The following is a 20,371-nucleotide window of genomic DNA, read 5'->3' on the forward strand; positions in this document are numbered from 1 at the left end:
AGGACATTAGCTTCGACTAAATTCCGTAACTTTGGCTCAATGCACCAATGTAAAACCATGAATACATACAATAACCCTATCCTTGACCGGCTTCCGCTTCACCTGAAGCAATATATTGTGGAACAGCACTATGAACGGTATACCCCTGTCGACCAAGCGGTATGGCGTTATGTGATGCGTCAGAATTATAGTTACCTCAAGGATGTGGCCTATTACCCCTATATTCCCGGCTTACGCGCGGCTGGATTGAGCATTGAACGTATCCCCGATCTGCAAACCATGAACGACAACCTTAAAAAAATTGGTTGGGGAGCCGTCACGGTCGATGGTTTTATTCCACCTGTGGCGTTCATGGAGTTCCAGGCCTACCATGTACTGGTAATTGCTGCTGATATCCGACAATTGGAGCACATCGAATATACTCCCGCCCCAGACATCATCCATGAGTCAAGTGGGCATGCACCCATCATTGCCGAGCCCGACTATGCCGAATACCTGAGCTACTTCGGTGAAATTGGGAGCAAAGCGATGTTTTCCCATAAGGATTTCGAACAATACGAGGCCATCCGTAAGCTTTCCATTCTCAAAGAAAGCCATGACGCCACACCTGGAGAAATCATAGCCGCAGAGGACCGGCTTAAACGGATACAGGCCAACATGGGCGAACCATCGGAAATGGCGCTACTGAGCCGGCTCCATTGGTGGACGGTGGAATATGGGCTTATCGGCACCTTGGACAATCCAAAAATATACGGCGCTGGGTTATTGTCTTCCATCGGTGAAAGTGCTTCCTGCATGCAACCGCATGTACCTAAGCTCCCCTACTCGCTAGAGACCGTTAATTATACCTATGACATCACCAAGCCCCAACCACACTTGTTTGTCACTCCGACATTTGAGCATCTCTTGGATGTACTGGAACAATTTGCAGATACCATGGCTTTCCGTGTGGGTGGCAAAACAAGTATAAATAAGGCCATTGAATGTAAGAATGTATGTACAGCTGCATACAGCTCGGGATTGCAGGTATCAGGGGTTTTCATAGAAATAGAAGAAGGCCATGATTTGCATTATCTGCAAACCAGTGGGCCAACGGCGCTTGCTGTGGGTGATAAGCAATTGGATGGACATGGGAAATCGAATCACCAAGAAGGCTTCGGCTCACCTGTGGGGCATCTTGATGGGCAAAGCAAAGCATTGGAAGATTTCACCGACGAAGAATTGCATGGCCTGGGCATTCAGGTGGATGCGCCCGTAACACTCCGGTATGTCTCCGGTATCGAGGTGCATGGCACCGTAATTGATATCAAGCGCAACCATGATAAAATCATGCTGATTTCTTTCTCCAATTGCGAAGTGAAAGATGTCCAGCATGGAAAATTATATTTCAGCCCCGAATGGGGCATCTATGATATGGCTGTGGGTGAAGGCATTGTTTCCGTATACTGTGGTGCGGCAGACAAAGATGCTTTCGAGCAGGTTGCCTTAGTCTCTAACGAATATACGCATAAAGCAGCATATGACGACAAAACCAGGCTACTCCATCAATATTATGCCCTTGTTCGCCAAATACGCGAATCTCAGAAGGGATTTGGTGAATTGCATTCTGTTTGGTCTGCACTAAAAACCCACCACCAGGATGACTGGCTATGTGCGCTCGAAATATTGGAAATACTCAAACACCATCATTATGCGGATGGATTGGCTACGGAAATCGAGCATTGGCTTCTCGACAAATCCGAATCCCAACCCGAGCTCCGCAAATTAATCAAGGATGGGTTCAATCTTGTTGAAAATACAGAAATTGATGTATTGAATTAACTTGATTGAATGCTGATAACTGACAGCTGTTTAAAGATATTTTACGCCATGTTAGCGGATAACCCTATATTTACCGAACTAAACGTAACATAACCATGATGGACAATATACTGAGCGCAATCCATTGGAACATTGATCCAGAAATCTTCAATATTGGCAGCTTCGGGGTACGGTATTACACCCTATGTTTCCTGTTGGCTTTTGTCAGCAGCTACATTCTGATGCTCCGCATTTTTAAGCGCGAAAACAAATCGCAGGAATTGTTGGACCAGCTGAGTATCTATATTTTCATTGGCACATTGCTGGGTGCCAGGCTTGGCCACTGCTTATTTTATGAGTTCGACTATTACAAGGACCATCCGTTGGAAATGATTTTGCCGTTCACGTACGTTAATGGCAAGTTTACGCTGACCGGATTCCATGGTTTAGCCAGCCACGGAGGGGCAATAGGTATACTGGTCGGCATCTTCCTCTTCTGTCGAAAAACCAAGACGGATTTTCTCTGGATTTCAGACAGGTTGGTCATCGTGGTTGCCCTAGCGGGTGCTTTCGTGCGTTTGGGTAACTTCTTCAACTCGGAGATTATCGGTTTGCCATCGGATTTGCCATGGGCTGTAATTTTTGCGCGGGTTGACCAAATCCCAAGACATCCTGCCCAGCTTTATGAGGCCATCAGTTATGTGTTTATATTCATCCTCTTATGGAACATCTACCATAGAAGGCCGACTCTGAAACCGGGTTTCATCTTTGGGGTATTCCTGATTACCTTGTTTGGGGCACGTTTCGCCTTGGAATTTGTGAAGGAAAACCAAGAAGCTTTTGAAGAAGGAATGAAATATAATATGGGACAATTATTGAGTCTTCCATTCGTAGCTATTGGCATTTATCTTTTGTTCAGGCCATATAAAGTCACTGCTGATAAGAAAAAATAGCTCGTTGGCCACTCTTCAGATGACAGAATAATTACTCATAGCAGGGTCTTGGCCCCAAAATAAAGCGTTAACTTTATGGCCTCCATGACTTTGACCCAAAGACGTCGTATTTTTATCATAGTTACGCTTGGACTGCTGTCTGCCATCGGACCGTTTTCCATTGACATGTATTTGCCGGGGTTCGAAGCCATTGCGTCCAGCCTCCAAACTTCGGCGGCACATATTCAGCTTTCGCTCACCTCTTTCTTTATTGGTATCGCTTCGGGACAAATTGTCTATGGGCCGTTGCTTGACCGTTTTGGCCGTAAAATCCCGCTTATTATAGGATTGGTTATTTACATTGCCGCCTCGATTGGCTGTGCATTGACAAATTCCGCGGATAACTTGATGTGGTTCCGTTTCATACAGGCATTGGGAAGCTGCGGTGGTATGGTTGCGTCGCGGGCGATGGTTAGGGATTTCTTCGGGCCAGCGGAGAGCGCCAAAATATTTTCCCTCCTCATGTTGGTCATTGGAGTTTCGCCCATATTAGCCCCTACAGTGGGGAGTTTTGTGATGGCACATTGGGATTGGCATGGCATATTCCTGGTGCTAGCCGTGATGACCACATCCATCTTACTTATCGTTATTTTTTTTCTACCGGAAAGCAAGGGGCCCAACCCCACACTATCGCTGATGCCCAAACCAATTACCAGGTCATATTGGGAGGTATTTAAGACACGTCAGTTTTTTAGTTATGCCTTTGCCGGTGGCTTGGCCTCCTCGGGGTTATATGCCTACCTTGCCGGATCGCCATATGTCATGATGACGTTATACGGGCTGAGTGAAAAACAATATGGATTGGTATTTGCGCTCATCGCTTCAGCGTTGATTACGGCAAGCCAGTTGAATAGACTCATGCTCAACAACTATACAAGCGAACAGCTGGCAAGAATTGCGTTGATTGTACAATCATCAATAGGCTTAGTACTGGTGCTTTGCAGTATAACCGGATTTATAAACCTCTATTTGATGGTAGCACTGATTTTCCTATTCCTGGGCTCCCAAGGATTTGTATTCCCTAACACATCCGCTTTGGCGCTCAGTCCTTTCAGCAGGCTTGCAGGCAGCGCATCCGCCTTGTTGGGGAGCGTGCAGATGGCCTGCGGGGCACTGTCATCGGCGATGGTGAGCTATTTTCATAACGGGACTGCTATCCCCATGGCATCGGTAATGGCAGGATGTGCTTTCTTGAGCTTGATAATTGTCCTTGGGTTGTCACCAAAAACCTCATAGGTTTACGCAAAAGGCTCATACATAAGTGAGATTTACGAGGTTTGGGTGGAATATAGGAAACTTTCCACAGCCAATCGATAGCCATCCAAACCAATCCCACAGATAACCCCCTTGCAATTTTTCGCTAGGTATGAATGGTGCCGAAATGGTTCGCGGGCATACACATTCGAAATATGGACTTCGATGACGGGTGCCGTCACCGCGGCAATCGCATCAGCTATCGCCAATGAGGTATGTGTATAGGCGCCGGCATTGAGTACTATCCCGTCTGCAGAAAAGCCTACTTCATGGATTTTGTCAATGATGGCTCCTTCATGGTTACTTTGGAAATAGCTCAATGTTACCCCAGCATATTGTTTACGAAGTGCTTCGAAATACGATTGGAAATCCTGATCGCCGTAGATGCCTTTTTCCCGTACCCCCAAAAGGTTTAGATTTGGACCGTTGATGATGATTATTTTACTCATACCTATGCAATATCCATAAAAATACTGGAAATTCTAAAAATCATAATAAAAATTGCGGAATGATGCACGTAGTCCCAGGGTAAGCATGCCTGTTTGGTGATGTTTCCCTTGTTCTGGAACGCTATGCCTTCTGTATACGCCACCGGCCTCTACCCGTAGGTTGTATTTCGGATTCAATAAATAAGACACCCTTCCGTCGGCGTATAATAGATTGTTTTTGATGCCTTGGCCAATGTAATTGCCATAAACACGCAGGTGGGTATCATAGGGTTTGAATATGTCCTTTCCATAATTTGTGATGGAATCAGGATCTGTGCCGAATTGCCCCCAGGTACCTTGAAAAGAAAAATCAAACCGCTTGTATGAATAATTAAGTATGCCAACGAACTCCCTGAAATTAGCTCCCCAAGGGTGTGCAAGGGCTTCTCCGTAATTGCTGTAATTACTGACGGGGTCAAAGTGCGTATAGGTATAAGGGCGTGCGGTATTAAACTCTCCAAGAAAATTGAGGTTCTTTATACCGAAAGCATCGTATCCACGGAATCCCAGTTGGGCGCCCCATTTATTATTTACATGGCCCTCACCTCCAAAAAATTCGCTGGCCGTAAACTCACCCAAGAGGAACTGTCCATAAACCGCCATGTTCTTCAACACCTTATATTTGGTATTCAGTCCCAGGTGGATCTTATCCGGGGAAGAGGTATTGGTCAGCTCCACTGGACGCAACACAATGATGGGATTCAGGTAATTGAAATCAAAGCCTCTACGCCCAGCCGCATTTCGTGCACCCCACACGACTGACTGAAATAATCCGACGGAAAGCCTGTTATTCACATTCCAATCCAAGTACTGGAAAGCCCCCCATTTCCAATTGTCTCCTAACCGTACCCAATAATCCGATGATCTGGGATGCATGGGATCCAGCATGTAAGCCCACATGCTAAGGTATTGTACATTCCCTATTTTCCCAGTTAGTTTCAATGCGGTATAATTGGACGAAACGTCCGAGAGCAGCATGGATCGATAGCCATCGCCGATAAAATTCTTATCGTATGCTAAGGTGACGTTGAGGTAATCATTGACCGTATATGAAACATTGGCTGTCGTATACATCCAGTCTTTCTTTCCCGTCTCACTCACAGTTTTCCCGTATCCCTGGCCCGGCGTCACGGTTGTTCTCGTGATGTAATCATCTAAGTAACCAGGAAACATCGCTTGGTTTTCAAAGATATTGACGTATAAGGAAAAACGATCTCCCACCGTCAAGCCCGCTTGTGCCCCGCGAGTATTCAACCATGTCGTCCGGCCATCACCTGCAAAATCACGCCCTATCTGGAAATCAGGAAGGAAATCGGCATAAAACGTATGGTCATCCTTTTTGATATCCACTAAATGTTCATTATAAAGTTTACGCCCCCACCATGAACTTCGCTCCCTTACTCCTATCTGCATCAACGAATCATACCGGAGGCGCAGCGTATTGTCAATAATCATCGGTTTCACTGCGGTATGGTACCTGGTATCCAAATGATACAGCTCACTGTTGAGCTTTTGGTAAAAGTGATAGGAATAGGGTTGATACGTCGATTGCGCATTGACATGGAGTCCGAAGCTACCGAAAGCCAACATACACGACAATAAGCGAACGTAACGATAATCTATAAATCTTACCATAACACGAATTCTGAGCAAAGATAACATTGCGTACCAAGAATTAAGCCATAAAATCGCTCTTGGGTCAGATTTGACCGATTCAACGCCATACAAAGATAAATACTGCATGCTAAAACGAATTTGCATATTTGAATTTATGGTTTTTTTTGCATATTGCACCCTACAAATAGTAGAACCAATCGAATCATCATGAGACGAAGAACATTCATCCAAAACACGGCATTGCTTGGCGCCGGAATATGGGCGGGGAAATTTCCATTGGCCAATGCGTCACAAAATTTTCCAGAAGTACGGGTGCCGAAGGATCAGCGGCATTTTTCAAGTGACGTCATAGAACAGGCAATTAGTGAATTCCGTGATCATGTAGGCAACAAGGAACTGGGCTGGTTATTCGGCAACTGCTTCCCAAATACCTTGGATACCACGGTTTTCATTGAAGACATCGATGGTAAACCTTTTACTTATGTCATTACAGGTGATATCGATGCGATGTGGTTGCGCGACAGCTGCGCGCAGGTATGGCCATATTTGCCCTTTATGGCAGCCGATAAAAACCTGCAGCGGCTTGTCGCCGGTTTGGTAAACAAACAAAGTCAATGCATCAACATCGATCCCTATGCCAATGCCTTCTATAATGATCCTGATAAAGTAGGCGAATGGGGTAGCGACCATACCGATATGAAGCCAGGCATCCATGAGCGTAAATGGGAAATCGATTCGCTCTGCTATTCCATCCGTCTCGCCTATGGTTATTGGAAATCGACAGCAGATACTTCTCCTTTTGGAGAAGCGTGGATAACGGCACAACGCAATATCCTCAAAACATTCAAGGAGCAACAACGGAAGCAAGATCTCGGGCCATACCGGTTTGAGCGTACGACTCCTCGCGGTACGGATACACTTCAAGTGGATGGTTATGGCTATCCTGTCAACCCCGTGGGGTTGATCTGCTCCAGCTTCAGGCCGAGTGATGATGCCACCATGTTCCCTTTCCTCATCCCGTCCAATTTATTTGCAGTGGTGAGCCTCCGCCAATCGGCTGAAATGTTAGCAAATATCGCTAATGACCAAGCCCTGGCCACAGCGATGCTCGATCTGGCGAATGAAGTGGAAAAAGCCATAAAGGAATATGGCATTGTAGACCATCCCATGCATGGCCGTGTATATGCCTATGAGGTAGACGGGTTTGGCAGCTATATGATGATGGACGATGCCAATATCCCCAGCCTCCTTTCGCTCCCCTACCTCGATGCGCTTGATGCCAATGATCCGATATACCAGCGTACACGTGATTATATCTTATCGCCCAATAATCCCTTTTTCTTCAAAGGAACAGCAGCTGAAGGCATTGGTGGGCCGCACGTGGGGCGTGACATGATTTGGCCAATGGCCATTACGATGAGGGGGTTGACTGCTATCAATAACAGCGAAATACGGGCATGCATCGAATCGTTGAAGAACACGCATGGCGATACCGGTTTCATGCATGAGTCTTTCCATATGGATGATCCCAAAAACTTCACACGTAAGTGGTTCGCCTGGGCCAACACATTATTCGGTGAATTTCTATGGAAAACCTATAAAGAAAAACCATCTTTGCTGAACGATATTTGATTGTGATAAAAGAAAAAGAAAATGTGGAAAAGCTGATAGCTAATGGCTGACAGCTGATAGCTATAAAAATGGGGGCCATAGGTATATTCGATTCAGGTTATGGCGGGTTGACCGTTTTCCGCGAAATCGTGGACAAACTACCGCAATACGATTATGTGTATTTAGGCGATAATGCCCGGGTGCCCTACGGTACGCGATCGTTTGAGACGGTCTATACCTACACCAAGGAATGTGTCGACAAGCTATTTGCAATGGGTTGCCATCTTGTGGTCTTAGCCTGCAATACGGCTTCGGCGAAAGCACTCCGCACCATTCAGCAACGTGATTTACCACATTATCCGGACTTACGTAAAGTATTGGGCGTTATCCGGCCGACCACAGAAGTCGTTGGCCGCTATACCCGCACGCGACATGTTGGTGTTTTAGCTACACTGGGCACCGTGAAATCAGCATCTTATCCCATAGAAATCCATAACTTTTTTCCAGATGTGGCGGTATACCAGCAGGCATGTCCGCTATGGGTACCTTTAGTCGAAAACAATGAATTGGATCCCCCCGCTGCGGGGTATTTTGTAGAAAGGGATATCAACAGGCTCCTCCAACAATCGCCACACATCGATACAGTCATATTGGGTTGCACGCACTACCCGTTGCTTCTTCCGCTCATCAAACAGTTTATACCTGCTCACATCCAGATACTTTCGCAAGGTGAGTTAGTGGCCAACAGTCTAGCCAATTACCTTGACAGGCATCCTGAGGTGGAGAGCCTGTGTGCCAAAGAACGTAAAATCCGCTTCTTTACCACAGACAATGCCTTGGATTTTGAGGAAAAGGCGTTTAGGTTTTATGGGCAGGCGATTAAAGCGACGGAATTAAAGCTTTGACTTTCCCCTACTTCTTCGCTGCTACGATCGTCACCTCTACCCTACGGTTTTTTTGCCTACCTTCCTTGGTGTTATTGGCGGCCACAGGTTTAGTTTGTCCATACCCATTTGTCGTGACCCTACGCTCACTTAAGCCCTTTTCGACCGCATATTGTTTTACGGACTCTGCCCTTTTCTCAGATAGCCATTGGTTATATGTTTCCGTGCCGGTGGCATCCGTATGGCCATCCACAATCAGTGAGGCACCTGGATAATCGTCCAATAGCGTTACCAATTTATCGATTTCTTTTTTTGCTTGATCTGTTAGATACGAGGAATTGAGTGGAAACAATACATCAGCGTCAAACGTAACCATAATGCCCCGATCAGTGATGGACGCTTCCTCAAAATCACGTTGTACATGCTCCAAGCCATCTTTCGTACCATCTATGCTTACTTGTGCACCAGGATTGACTGCCATTTTCTTATTTTTACAAGAAAACAGTCCCATCGAAATGACTAATAAAAATGCGAAGAGGGTATAATATTTCATATTAAAAAGTGGTTATGTTATTGCCTTATAAAAAACGCTGTTTGCTTGTAAACTTAGATAAAGTTGCGTTTAAATGCAACTTTACATCAACAAAATTAATCGAAAAAAATCAACGTAATCATAATCATTCAACGGTAAAATGGCTTTCTATGACGGATTTGATATCCGGATGGTTAGAAAACAAATCCCAAATCAATCCGCTGCGCCCATTTTCAATCATCACCACCACAGCGGCTTGATGTAGGGCATCGTATTCGTCAGTTACGGCATTCTCTTTTATAGCAATCCATTTGCGAAACCCGTACTCGGTAAACAAGCTGCTTCCGTATTCATTATAAAACATCTTGATGGACTTAATGGCTTCATTAGGTAAGTAGCCATAACTGGCGCTGGCAATTGCAGGATTGATGATTTTCAATGTGTCCAAGGAGATATCAGGCTGAGTTTCTGACCCCCATACATCGAGGGAACTTCCCCCATAGCCGCTTTCGTTATCCCGTCGTTGGTAAGCCTTAGTAAGATTAGTGTTATTGACAAAATAATCGGTGAATTTGTCTTTTTTATTTCTTGGATCAAACGCCAAAAAAGGTGTATATGCCTCCAACAACGAGGTATCTACGGTTCCAACGGTGATTTTCAAACCATATAGGGTGGTATCACTTGTATATGGAAACTCCTGATAACGTGGCGAAACGGTTTCTATGTTGTGGTTAAGTTGCACGGAGAAAGATGGGTTGTTAACCAATTCCATGGTATGAGTCGAATCAATCAACTTCCGACATACGCCTAGGCCTTCCGTATAGGCACTAGGTGCCAAGGCATGTTGCGGGGAGGCCAAGGCTAGTATATAGCAGATGAAATCCGGATCGAATCCGCCTAACGGGTGTGCATATTTGAATCCGGCGACAGGCGACCACTTGTCTAACAAGATATTTTCTTGGCCTTCAATGGTAAATTGGTTCCATGCAATCTCTTTCCATAACGTATCGATCTTTTCAACCAACGGATCTACTTCGCCGCTGTCTACTTGAAGGTACTGCTGGGCCACGAGCAGACCCTGCATCAAAAACGCAGTAGACGCTAAATCAGCCATGGGAATGGAGTCGATGTCAAATACACCTTTTCCGGTACGCCCATCAATCAATGCGGGAAACGCTCCGTTATACCGATCTACTTTATCTAAAAAACCCAGCACCCGTTGCAGCCTGCTCACCACTGTCGAACGTGATATGAGCCCTCGTTCCGCCCCAACGATCTGTGCTAAGATGCTCAAACCGGTTTCCCTAACAGACACTATTGCATCATCAACACCAAACTTTACGGTGTGCATTCCACTATTGACTTCTGCTCTTTCCAGAAAATAATTTAAATGTGCCGCTTGTACAAAATCCAGCATTTCTTCATCGCTCGCGGTTTTGGTTTTCGCTTTCGTGACAGTTGAAAATGGCGATTCCAAGTAGTCGTAATCTACCCAAGCTATTTTATAATAATATGTTTTATTAGAAAGGGGGACATAATCTGTGCATTTTTGTACAAAAATGGGACGGATTGCTACCGGCTCAAAATGCTCGTTATCTTCAGATCGGTAAATCTTAATGTACCGTATGCTTGGTGTAAGCGGCAATTGCCAGGTCAGGTCGACATGCCTATCATAGGCCTTTGCTGAAGAAAGCACAGCTGGTGAAGATAATTTAACCCTTGGTGGGGTGATTGGCAAGAACTCCATTTGATCGATATATAGCCAGTGCGTACTATCGCCTACCGCTCCTTGGGAAAACTGTACACCATCTATAGGATCTTCCAGACGCAGACCACCTATATCTTTTAATGGCAGGCTCACGCTTAGCCACATATTGGTTTGGAATTCGGTGATGTAATTGGATAAGTCTACCAAGTCGCTCAGCGTATCATGCTGAAATATAGCTAGCTTTGGCAAAGCCGAGATTCCCGTATTCGACGCAACAAATAATTTGAATGTCAAGGCATCACCTGCTTTTGCATGGTAACCACCAGTGTTATTGGGATAACAAATCCGTGCACGCCAATCGCTATTTTCGGCAGATGTATATTTCAGTGATAGTGAATTGCCAGGTGTAAAGAATATGGAATCCGATATGGGGAACTTTCCACCAACATTCTCTACCCAACTCATCCCATCATAGTGGATTTGGCTATTGATATAATTGCCGCCCAGCACACTGTTTTCAAACAACACTTCTGGATAGGTATCCGCAGAAATTGGCGCAATTGCTATAAAAAAAAACAATAAAGATAAAGTAATCGCTCTAACCATAAGCTTAATCGAAATATGTCGCCACTATTGAACAGGACAAATTAACGCAAAAACCAAGCCATCTCGTTTTTAAGTAGAAAGTCTGGATAACAAATACCGATTACTGATAGCAGATAGCATTTTAAATAAGTCAAGACAATTCCCTAACTTAGCACCCTGATTTTTGCAATAGCATATATGGATACGACGTTTGATTTTGAAAAGCCAATTGCTGACCTACAAATGCAGGTCGAGAAAGTGCATCAAGTAGCTGAAAAGACGAAGGTGGACATGAGCGCCACACTGGCTGAATTACAAGATAAACTGGAAAAGACCAAGCATCAAATATACGGAAACATGACCGGTTGGCAAGAGGTGCAAATGTCTCGCCACCCTGACAGGCCCCAAACGCTTGACTACATTGGCCTCATTTGCGAAGAATTCATTGAGCTCCATGGCGACCGGAACGTTAGGGACGACAAAGCAATTATAGGCGGTTTTGCCACCATCGGCGGACAGTCCATGATGATTATCGGCCATCAAAAGGGCAAGAATACCAAAGAACGTCAGTTCCGAAACTTCGGGATGGCCAATCCGGAAGGCTATAGAAAGGCCTTAAGGCTGATGAAATTGGCTGAAAAATTCAATAAGCCCATCGTTACATTGATCGATACAATGGGGGCCTATCCCGGCATAGAGGCTGAGGAACGGGGCCAGGGCGAAGCCATTGCCCGCAATCTAATGGAAATGTCGGTTTTGAAAGTACCCGTTATCTGCATTATTATTGGAGAAGGGGCCTCTGGCGGTGCCTTAGGTATTGGGATTGGCGATAAGGTATATATGTTGGAGCATACCTGGTATTCTGTCATATCACCAGAATCTTGTTCCTCCATTTTGTGGCGAAGCTGGGATTACAAGGAAAAGGCCGCTGAAGTGTTAAAGTTAACCTCGGCCGATATGTTGAAAAATGGCCTCATTGATGGTGTCATTCCCGAGCCATTGGGTGGCGCTCACCACAATCCGAAAGAAATTGCCGAATCGATTAAACAACAACTATTGACTGACCTTAATGTACTCCAAAAAAAGCCTGCAAATCAATTAGTCATCGAACGCATCGACAAATTTAGCAAAATGGGTGTGGTGGTCGAATAGCTTTACCGTTTAGCTGCCGCAAGATTTCTTGATGATCCTCCATTATTGGTGAAATGAGGGTTTTAATCAATGGCTCGGTCTAGATGGACATACCCCCCATCTACATGCATCAATTGGCCCGTGGTATGGCTTGAGCGATCTGATAATAAAAACACAACCGTATCGGCTATCTCAGCAGGCGTGGTCATGCGCTTGCCCAACGGAATCCGTTGTGTGATTTTACGTAGTGTTTCTTCGGGGTTGCGTAACGTTTGTATCCACGTATCATATTGTGGGGTGGCACACTCGGCCACGATTATGGCATTCACACGGATGCCGTAATCTAAGAGCTCAAGTGCCCATTCACGTGTCAGTGCGTTACGGCCGCCATTGGAGGCTGCATAACCAGAGGTATTCCCTTGCCCCGTTTCAGCTGTTTTGGAGCCGATATTGACAATGGCTCCTTTGCTTGCTTTCAACGCGGGCAAGGCATGATGGGCCATTAGGTAATAATGGATAAGCGTTTTATGTAAGCTGTCGACAAATTTCTGGTAATTACCGCTTTCCAACCCCACACCATCATTGACTCCTGCATTGTTCACCAAGCCATCAATACGGCCAAATTGAGCAAGTGTCTTCCCTATCGCTTGCTCACAGTCGTCGGGGCGGGTAAGCTCGGCCGTTATGCAAAATGCTTGGCCGCCCATCGACTCGACTTCCTGCTGTACCAATTCATTATCAGCTTGCTTACGTCCTATAATTACCGGTATGGCTCCCTCAGATGCTAATGCTAATACGATGGCTTTACCGATCCCTTTGGCTGCGCCGGTTACAATGACTACGTTGTTTTTCAGATTTAAATCCATAGTATGTTGAGTTAACTGCTTATTCTCCTGTTCGGAATGGCGACAAAAACTATATTTTGTAAAAGTTAGCGGCATTCTTATGCCAAATCAATTCCTGTTCATCATGTTGCAAAGAAGCGATTGCTTTGTTTACCAATTCAATCACTTGCCCATAATCAGCTGCCAACACGCATACCGGCCAATCTGAACCAAACATCATCCGATTATGAAATACCTGAAGAACATGTTGCATATAAAACTCAAAATCTTCTGGTTTCCAATCGATTAAATCTGCTTCGGTTACCATCCCAGAAAGTTTGCAATAAACGTGCTGATATTGAGCAATTGCCTCCATTTGTGTTGCCCACGGTTGGTATTCCCCAGTTTTGATGCGAGGTTTTGCGAGATGGTCGATCACAAACGACTGATCGGGGAAATACTGGACAAATTCAAGCGCCGTATCGAGTTGGTGTGGTTTTATCAAAAGGTCATAGGTATAGCCATACTTTCCCAGTGCCTCGATCCCTTTGAGAAATGATGGACGTAATAAAAAAAGAGGGTCTTCCTCCCCTTGCACGATGTGGCGGAACCCTTTTAGTTTTTGGAATTGACTAAAATATGCCAACCGATCTGCGATATCATCTGCCTGTAAATCCACCCAGCCTACCACCCCCTCAATATACGGATGCTTAGCTGCCAAATCCAACAGAAATAGCGTTTCGGCTTCCGATTGATCGGCCTGCACGGCAATGCATGCCGCTACCCCGTTGGCATCGAGGATGGGTTTCAAATCGGCCGGCATAAAATCACGTTGTATCACCGCCATGTCATCGGTAATCCATACATCTTTCACCGGATGATATTGCCAGAAATGTTGGTGGGCATCAATTCGTTTCATTCGTTTATTCGCTGGTTCGTTTATTGTAAATCAACCTTGATAAGCCTTTACGACTTGCCGCGAAGTACCCAATCCATCGGCACCTAGTTCTACCACATCACCTGGTTTGAGGTAGATTGGCGGATTGAAGCCAAGCCCTACCCCTGCCGGGGTTCCCGTGGATATTACATCACCCGGCAGCAACGTCATAAATTGGCTGATGTAGCTGATGATGAAGGGCACACTGAAAATTAGGTTTCGGGTGCTTCCTTCTTGATAGGTTTGGCCATTCACCTTGAGCCAGAGGCGAACATTATTGATATCGGCAATCTCTTCCTGTGTGGCCAAAAAAGGGCCTATTGGAGCAAATGTATCGCATCCTTTGCCCTTGTCCCACGTGCCCCCACGCTCCAATTGGAACTCCCGCTCGGATACATCGTTATGCAGCACATACCCAGCCACATAATCCAAGGCATCGCCTTCCTTCACATAGGAAGCCTTTTTACTGATAACAACGCCGAACTCCACTTCCCAATCGGTTTTCGTGGAATTTCTAGGAATGATAATATCATCATTTGGTCCACTTAACGAGGTAGTCGACTTCATGAAGAGGATGGGTTCGCTCGGAATCTGGGCCTTCGTCTCTTCGGCATGGTCACGGTAATTAAGTCCGATACATAGGATTTTAGAAGGACGGGCAATGGGACTGCCTATGCGCGTTCCTTCCGGCACCGGCAGCAGCTCATTTTCATTGGCTTTTACAAACTCTTCCAAACGTTCAAGGCCATTCTCGTCAAAGAATTTTTCATTATAATCACCCCCCAATGCGGAGACATCGTAATTAACACCACTAATTTGCACCCCTATTTTTTCTTGGCCGGGGTAGCCGTATCGGATTAGTTTCATAGCTAATTAATTATTCAACCTAATAAACCCGCCATCGATCGGGTAATCATTTCCCGTGATGAATGCGGCATCGTCCGAGCATAGGTACAGGGCCAATGACGCGATTTCCGCGGGTTGGGCCATACGACCAATGGGCTGGCTTTTGGAAAGTACGTCAAACATTTCCGCTTCCTTGCCCGGATAATTTTTTGCGATGAAACCATCCACGAAAGGTGTATGTACCCTCGCGGGCGATATGCTGTTGCAGCGTATACCATCATGCAGGTAGTCGCGCGCTACAGATAGTGTCATGGCAACTATCGCTCCTTTGCTCATGGAATAGGCAAACCGATCGGTAAGCCCCACCCACGCCGCAATGGAGGCCATGTTGAGAATGGCACCTCTAGCTTGCTTTTTCATCAGTGGTACCACCGCATGCAGCGCATGATATGCGCCCTTCACATTGACATTATAAATTCGGTCGAGATCTTCCGCTGCCGTATTTTCCACATTGCCGATATGGGCAATGCCTGCATTATTCACTAAAATATCAGCTATACCAATCCCATTAACGATCGTCAATACCTCTTGTTGCTTGCTGACATCACATGCATGCACACGCACCTGCCCATCGAATGAATGAATTTCGCTCACCAATTCATCGGCAATCGCAGTATTCAATTCCAGGATATGGACAGATGCCCCTTCTTTTGCAAACAATAGACTAATGGCGCGACCTATTCCGCTGCCACCTCCTGTGATAATCGCTGTTTTACCTGTTAATTTCTTATTTGACATGGCTAAAATCCAAAATCGTAAATCTAAAATCTAAAATCGTAAATCTAAAACCCTACAAAGACACTCCCCTACGCCATGGGATGAAATCATCTTGTCCGAGCTGTACTGCCTTCGGTTGTTCTCGCCCACTCGCTACTTCGATAACAAAGTTGAGTATCCGGTGCGCTACCTCTTGGATGGTCTCTTCTCCTTCGATGATGGTACCGCAGTTGACATCGATAATGTCGGACATCCGTTCATGCAGTTTGGTATTGGTAGATAGCTTCACTACCGGTGCAATGGGGTTGCCTGTAGGAGTGCCCAATCCTGTGGTAAATAATACGACATTGGCTCCCGCACCAACTTCGGCAGTGGTGCTTTCGACATCGTTGCCGGGTGTACATAATAAATTCAACCCGGGTTTGCTTGCCATCTCTGGGTAATCCATGACAGCCGCTACGGGCGATGTGCCCCCTTTTTTGGCGGCGCCTGCCGATTTGATCGCATCAGTAATCAATCCGTCCCGTATATTGCCCGGAGAAGGGTTGGCGTAGAACCCCGAACCGTCTGCCTCCGCTTTGGCGTTATAGGTTTTCATGAGTTCCATAAAACGCAGTGCGGTTAGTTCATCGATACATCGGTCGCTCAGTTCCTGCTCCACCCCACACAATTCCGGAAACTCCGATAAAATCACTGATCCACCCATGGCTACCAGCATATCAGACACATAACCTAGGCTTGGGTTGGCCGAAATACCTGAAAAACCGTCGGATCCACCGCATTCCAGGCCGATGCACAGTTTGTTTAGCGGCGCAGGTTGCCTACGTTGCTCATTAGCCTGCACAAGTCCTGAAAATGTATGTTTTAATGCCTGCTGAAGCAAATTTTCTTCTGTACCCAATAGCTGCTGCTCAAAAATATACAACGGCTTATCAAACAGTGGGTCACGTTTGGCAATCTCATCCCGTAATATGGAAGCTTGCGCATGTTGGCATCCCAAGCTCAAGACGGTCGCCCCAGCTACATTGGGATGCGTAATGTATCCGGCAAGGAGTCCACACAATGCATCAGAGTCTGTCCGCGTGCCCCCGCAGCCCATTTGGTGGTTGAGAAATTTAACCCCATCTACATGCTCAAACAGCCGCTGTTCATTTTCCAGTCCTTTGATTGTTGTGATATCGGCATTCAATATTTCCTCCACCGCAGCACCGGCTTTGTATAGTTGAATAAGCTGCTCTACTTCAGGTTCATATCCACGTGCACGCTTGCCATATCCCAGTTTTTCCTCCAATGCGCGTTTCATCACCAATACATTTCGGTTTTCGCAGAAAACCAACGGGATTACCAGCCAATAATTGGCCGTACCCACCGCTCCATTGGCCCTGTGGTACCCCATGAACGTGCGGCCTTCAAATGCCGAAACATCCGGTTTTTGCCAATCGAGCCTACGCTCGCCGAGCTTAAATTCATCTGCGGCATGGTGGATGTTTTGGGTGGTAATGGTTTCCCCTTGTGGCAAAGCGACATTCGTTTTGCCTACCAATACGCCATACATGCGCACTTCATCTCCAGCTTCCAATGGTTCAACCGTAAATTTGTGTTTCGCCTTTACGCCACTGACAATCTTAATTTGTTTGCCTTCAACGTTTATTTCCATTCCCGGAGGCAAGTCCTGCAAAGCTACCAGCACGTTGTCATGGGGGTGTATCTGTAGAAAGGCCTGTTTATTATTGTCCATCTTCTTATTCAAAAGCACTAAGTTCGAAAATTTTGTCCATTAATACCCATTTATCCCCAGGTTTAGTGCCTGAGATTGGTTTTTGGTATTTCCACATCAATTTCTCCCATTCCTGTACACATGGGTTGGCCGCATCTGCTGCAGCTTTTCTTTCAAAGGAGAATTCATCGGTAGTTTCCATAACCATAAACAAGCGGTTGGCGAACCGATATATCTCCATTCGTTGTATACCTGAATCCCGAATTGACTGTTTGATTTCGCGAGACACATTCCGGTGCCATTGTTCATATTCAGCAATCAACTGCTCATCATCCTGTAAATCCAAAGCCAACACGTAACGTTTCATCGCACTCATAGCTTGCGAAAGTTGAGTGCTCGATTGTATACGCCGTATAGCGCAACCACTGCAAAGCAAACAAGTGGTACGAGATAAGAAATATTGATACTGCCGTAGTGATCTGATATTAGTCCTTGGAAATAAGTCATTACAGCTCCGCCCAATATGGCCATAATCAAGCCCGACCCTCCTATCTTTCGATCCTCACCCAATCCTTCACTTGCCAACCCATAAATGGTAGGGAACATCAGGCTCATACAAGCTGAAATGGCCACCAACGCATACACGCCCACATACGCTCCGCTAAAGGAAACGATGAATGTCAGCCCAATGGCTATGACAGATAGGATGGTCAACAGATTATAGGGCTTCACATACTTCATGAGGCCTGTGGTGATGAATCGGAATACCGTGAATGCAACCAAGGCGGCGATGTAGTAATTTGACGCATTTTCTTCATCCAATTGGAGTTCCTGCATCACGTATCGGATGGTATATGACCACACCCCGATTTGCGCCCCTACGTAGAAAAACTGGGCCACTACGCCGAAAACATAGTTTTTGTTCCTCACGAGCCTAAGGAATGCCTGCCTCACATTTCCCCGGTCCGTGTCGGTGTCTGTTGGCATGCGCACCAACCTGATCATCAGCCATACCAACACCAGCACCACGGCCAACCCTACATATGCCTGCATCACCGCCGAAAGCTCAGCTGATTGTACTTGCTGTAGCGTCGCGCTATCCATGGTGGCCCGCTCATCGGAACCCGCGCGGTTTAGTGCGGAAAGAATAATAAACTTACTGATGATCACACCGGTAATGGAACCGATGGGATTGAAAGATTGCGCCAGATTCAAGCGCCGTGTTGCCGTGGATTCCGGACCGAGGCTTAAGATGAACGGGTTTGCAGCGGTCTCCAAAATGGAGAGACCGCCGGCCAATATAAAGAGCGCAGTGAGGAAATGTCCATATACCATGGTCCCGCTTGCGGGATAAAACAACAAGGCTCCCAACGTAAATAATCCCAAGCCGAGCAATATACCCGACTTGTATGTAAACCTTCGGATATACAGTGCTGCTGGCAAGGCCAGCAGAAAATAAGCGCCATAAAACGACATCTGTATCAATGAAGTCTGCGCATCGGTCATCGACATGATTTTCTTAAAGGCAGCCAATAAGGTATCCGTCATATTATTGGCTAATCCCCAAAGGAAGAACAATGAGGTGATCAGTATTATCGATAGCCGTGTATTCCGTGTTGTCATATCCTGTCTATTTATTTGGTTAGTGCTCAATCTCGCTCAGCAAAAATAGTGAAAGAAAGCACACGAACACTGCCAACATATTAGCGATATATTAAGCTATATTAGCACATATTTAGTATAATTGTAGATTATTATGTTTTTTTGACTGACCAATTTGGCAATTACATGAAACCCCAATTACTTAAAGTGAGCACAGGACCGGCTCATTCCTTCAGTGTACGGCGTGATACCGTGCCATATGCCAACAATCGCTGGCATTACCACCGCGAAATTGAGCTCATTCATTTTGAAAGGGGCTGGGGCACACAGTTCATCGGTGATAGTATCCGCAATTTCGCGTCGGGTGACATGGTGTTGATTGGCTCCAACCTACCCCATTATTGGAGTTTTGATAGCAGCTATTTTGATCGGGACGGCCGGGAAGAAGCCGACGTCCGCGTAGCGCACTTCAATGATGATTTCTGGGGAGTGGATTTCCTCGATTTGCCGGAAAACACGAATATCAAACTGCTCCTCCAGAACGCTAAGCAAGGCATGGCGGTGTATGGCGCCGTCCGTATGCGGGTGTGCAGCATCTTGGAGGAATTATTAGTTACCGAAGGCACCAAACGGATTATTCTGCTCATTGAAGCCCTTACTGCCATTGCTCAGGCCAAAGATATCCAACTACTTTCATCCGTTAGTTTCAATCCGCATTTCCAACGTGGCGAAAAGGATCGCATAAATAACATCTATGATTTCGCGCTTGATCATTTTAAACAACGGATTTCACTGGATGAAATAGCGGAAGTGGCTGGCATGAGTAGCAATGCCTTTTGCCGTTATTTTAAATCGCGCACGGGCAAAACCTTTTCGCAATTCCTTATCGAATTACGGGTGGGCCATGCTTGCAAACTACTCATTGAAAACAACTTGAACGTCAAACAAATCTGCTATGAAAGCGGATTTTATAACTTCGCTGGATTCCACAAATACTTCAAACAGATTACAGGAAAAAGCCCGTTGAATTACCAACGGGCTTATTTAAAGTAACATTACGTTTAGC

At 45.8% G+C, this 20,371-nt stretch carries 18 protein-coding genes; 7 read left to right on the forward strand and 11 right to left on the reverse strand.

The features are described 5' to 3' along the window. Positions 1-57: 57 nt before the first annotated feature. The 3 genes from NF543_RS08885 (at position 58) to NF543_RS08895 (ending at position 4,028) form a co-directional block, all read left to right on the forward strand. Positions 58-1,821 (forward strand): aromatic amino acid hydroxylase, encoded by a 1,764-nt coding sequence (locus NF543_RS08885; protein ID WP_257667764.1) that lies wholly within the window; start codon positions 58-60, stop codon positions 1,819-1,821. A gap of 95 nt (positions 1,822-1,916) precedes the next feature. Continuing rightward, entirely contained in the window at positions 1,917-2,753 is an 837-nt protein-coding gene (lgt, locus tag NF543_RS08890; protein WP_257667765.1) for a prolipoprotein diacylglyceryl transferase, read from the forward strand. A gap of 84 nt (positions 2,754-2,837) precedes the next feature. Next, a complete protein-coding gene (locus NF543_RS08895; protein ID WP_257667766.1) occupies positions 2,838-4,028 on the forward strand; it encodes a multidrug effflux MFS transporter in 1,191 nt (396 codons plus the stop codon). Between the two features lie 32 nt (positions 4,029-4,060). On the opposite strand, the gene aroQ is transcribed toward NF543_RS08895, so the two are convergent. Both aroQ and NF543_RS08905 read right to left on the reverse strand, forming a co-directional pair. Beyond that, positions 4,061-4,495 (reverse strand): type II 3-dehydroquinate dehydratase, encoded by a 435-nt coding sequence (gene aroQ / locus NF543_RS08900; protein WP_257667767.1) that lies wholly within the window; start codon positions 4,493-4,495, stop codon positions 4,061-4,063. 33 nt (positions 4,496-4,528) lie between these two features. After that, positions 4,529-6,169 carry a gliding motility protein RemB gene (locus NF543_RS08905; RefSeq protein ID WP_257667768.1) on the reverse strand — a complete coding sequence of 547 codons (1,641 nt, stop codon included), beginning with the start codon at positions 6,167-6,169 and terminating at the stop codon, positions 4,529-4,531. A 189-nt stretch (positions 6,170-6,358) separates the two neighbouring features. Here NF543_RS08905 and NF543_RS08910 point away from each other — a divergent pair, with 189 nt between their 5' ends. Together NF543_RS08910 and murI are read left to right on the forward strand one after the other, a co-directional pair. After that, on the forward strand, positions 6,359-7,783 hold the full coding sequence (locus NF543_RS08910) for a glycoside hydrolase family 125 protein (protein WP_257667769.1): 1,425 nt from the start codon (positions 6,359-6,361) through the stop codon (positions 7,781-7,783). A gap of 68 nt (positions 7,784-7,851) precedes the next feature. Continuing rightward, entirely contained in the window at positions 7,852-8,667 is an 816-nt protein-coding gene (murI, locus tag NF543_RS08915) for a glutamate racemase (protein ID WP_257667770.1), read from the forward strand. A gap of 7 nt (positions 8,668-8,674) precedes the next feature. Here the strand turns inward: murI and NF543_RS08920 are convergent, their stop codons facing one another. Further along, on the reverse strand, positions 8,675-9,127 hold the full coding sequence (locus tag NF543_RS08920) for an OmpA family protein (RefSeq protein ID WP_257667771.1): 453 nt from the start codon (positions 9,125-9,127) through the stop codon (positions 8,675-8,677). 196 nt (positions 9,128-9,323) lie between these two features. Next, positions 9,324-11,492 (reverse strand): glucoamylase family protein, encoded by a 2,169-nt coding sequence (locus NF543_RS08925; protein WP_257667772.1) that lies wholly within the window; start codon positions 11,490-11,492, stop codon positions 9,324-9,326. Positions 11,493-11,669: 177 nt separating this feature from the next. Here NF543_RS08925 and NF543_RS08930 point away from each other — a divergent pair, with 177 nt between their 5' ends. After that, a complete protein-coding gene (locus NF543_RS08930) occupies positions 11,670-12,623 on the forward strand; it encodes an acetyl-CoA carboxylase carboxyltransferase subunit alpha (RefSeq protein WP_257667773.1) in 954 nt (317 codons plus the stop codon). Between the two features lie 62 nt (positions 12,624-12,685). On the opposite strand, the gene NF543_RS08935 is transcribed toward NF543_RS08930, so the two are convergent. From NF543_RS08935 to fucP, 7 genes are read right to left on the reverse strand one after another with little or no spacing between them, the layout of a single operon-like run. Continuing rightward, positions 12,686-13,468: an L-fucose dehydrogenase gene (locus NF543_RS08935; RefSeq protein ID WP_257667774.1), complete on the reverse strand. Its 783-nt coding sequence runs from the start codon at positions 13,466-13,468 to the stop codon at positions 12,686-12,688. A 49-nt stretch (positions 13,469-13,517) separates the two neighbouring features. Beyond that, positions 13,518-14,345, reverse strand: a complete 828-nt coding sequence (locus NF543_RS08940; protein ID WP_257667775.1) for an amidohydrolase family protein — start codon at positions 14,343-14,345, stop codon at positions 13,518-13,520. A gap of 30 nt (positions 14,346-14,375) precedes the next feature. Continuing rightward, positions 14,376-15,230: a fumarylacetoacetate hydrolase family protein gene (locus NF543_RS08945; protein ID WP_257667776.1), complete on the reverse strand. Its 855-nt coding sequence runs from the start codon at positions 15,228-15,230 to the stop codon at positions 14,376-14,378. A gap of 6 nt (positions 15,231-15,236) precedes the next feature. Next, a complete protein-coding gene (locus NF543_RS08950; RefSeq protein ID WP_257667777.1) occupies positions 15,237-16,007 on the reverse strand; it encodes an SDR family NAD(P)-dependent oxidoreductase in 771 nt (256 codons plus the stop codon). Between the two features lie 52 nt (positions 16,008-16,059). Further along, positions 16,060-17,724 (reverse strand): UxaA family hydrolase, encoded by a 1,665-nt coding sequence (locus NF543_RS08955; RefSeq protein ID WP_257667778.1) that lies wholly within the window; start codon positions 17,722-17,724, stop codon positions 16,060-16,062. Positions 17,725-17,728: 4 nt separating this feature from the next. After that, the gene (locus NF543_RS08960; protein WP_257667897.1) at positions 17,729-18,070 is read right to left on the reverse strand and encodes an L-rhamnose mutarotase; all 342 of its coding nucleotides are present in this window, start codon (positions 18,068-18,070) and stop codon (positions 17,729-17,731) included. Positions 18,071-18,075: 5 nt separating this feature from the next. Next, entirely contained in the window at positions 18,076-19,326 is a 1,251-nt protein-coding gene (gene fucP / locus NF543_RS08965; RefSeq protein ID WP_257667779.1) for an L-fucose:H+ symporter permease, read from the reverse strand. Positions 19,327-19,491: 165 nt separating this feature from the next. Here fucP and NF543_RS08970 point away from each other — a divergent pair, with 165 nt between their 5' ends. Further along, entirely contained in the window at positions 19,492-20,358 is an 867-nt protein-coding gene (locus NF543_RS08970) for an AraC family transcriptional regulator (RefSeq protein WP_257667780.1), read from the forward strand. The last annotated feature ends 13 nt before the right edge of the window (positions 20,359-20,371 follow it).

The sequence above is a fragment of the Parapedobacter tibetensis genome (genome assembly GCF_024704835.1).
GTDB lineage: Bacteria > Bacteroidota > Bacteroidia > Sphingobacteriales > Sphingobacteriaceae > Parapedobacter > Parapedobacter tibetensis.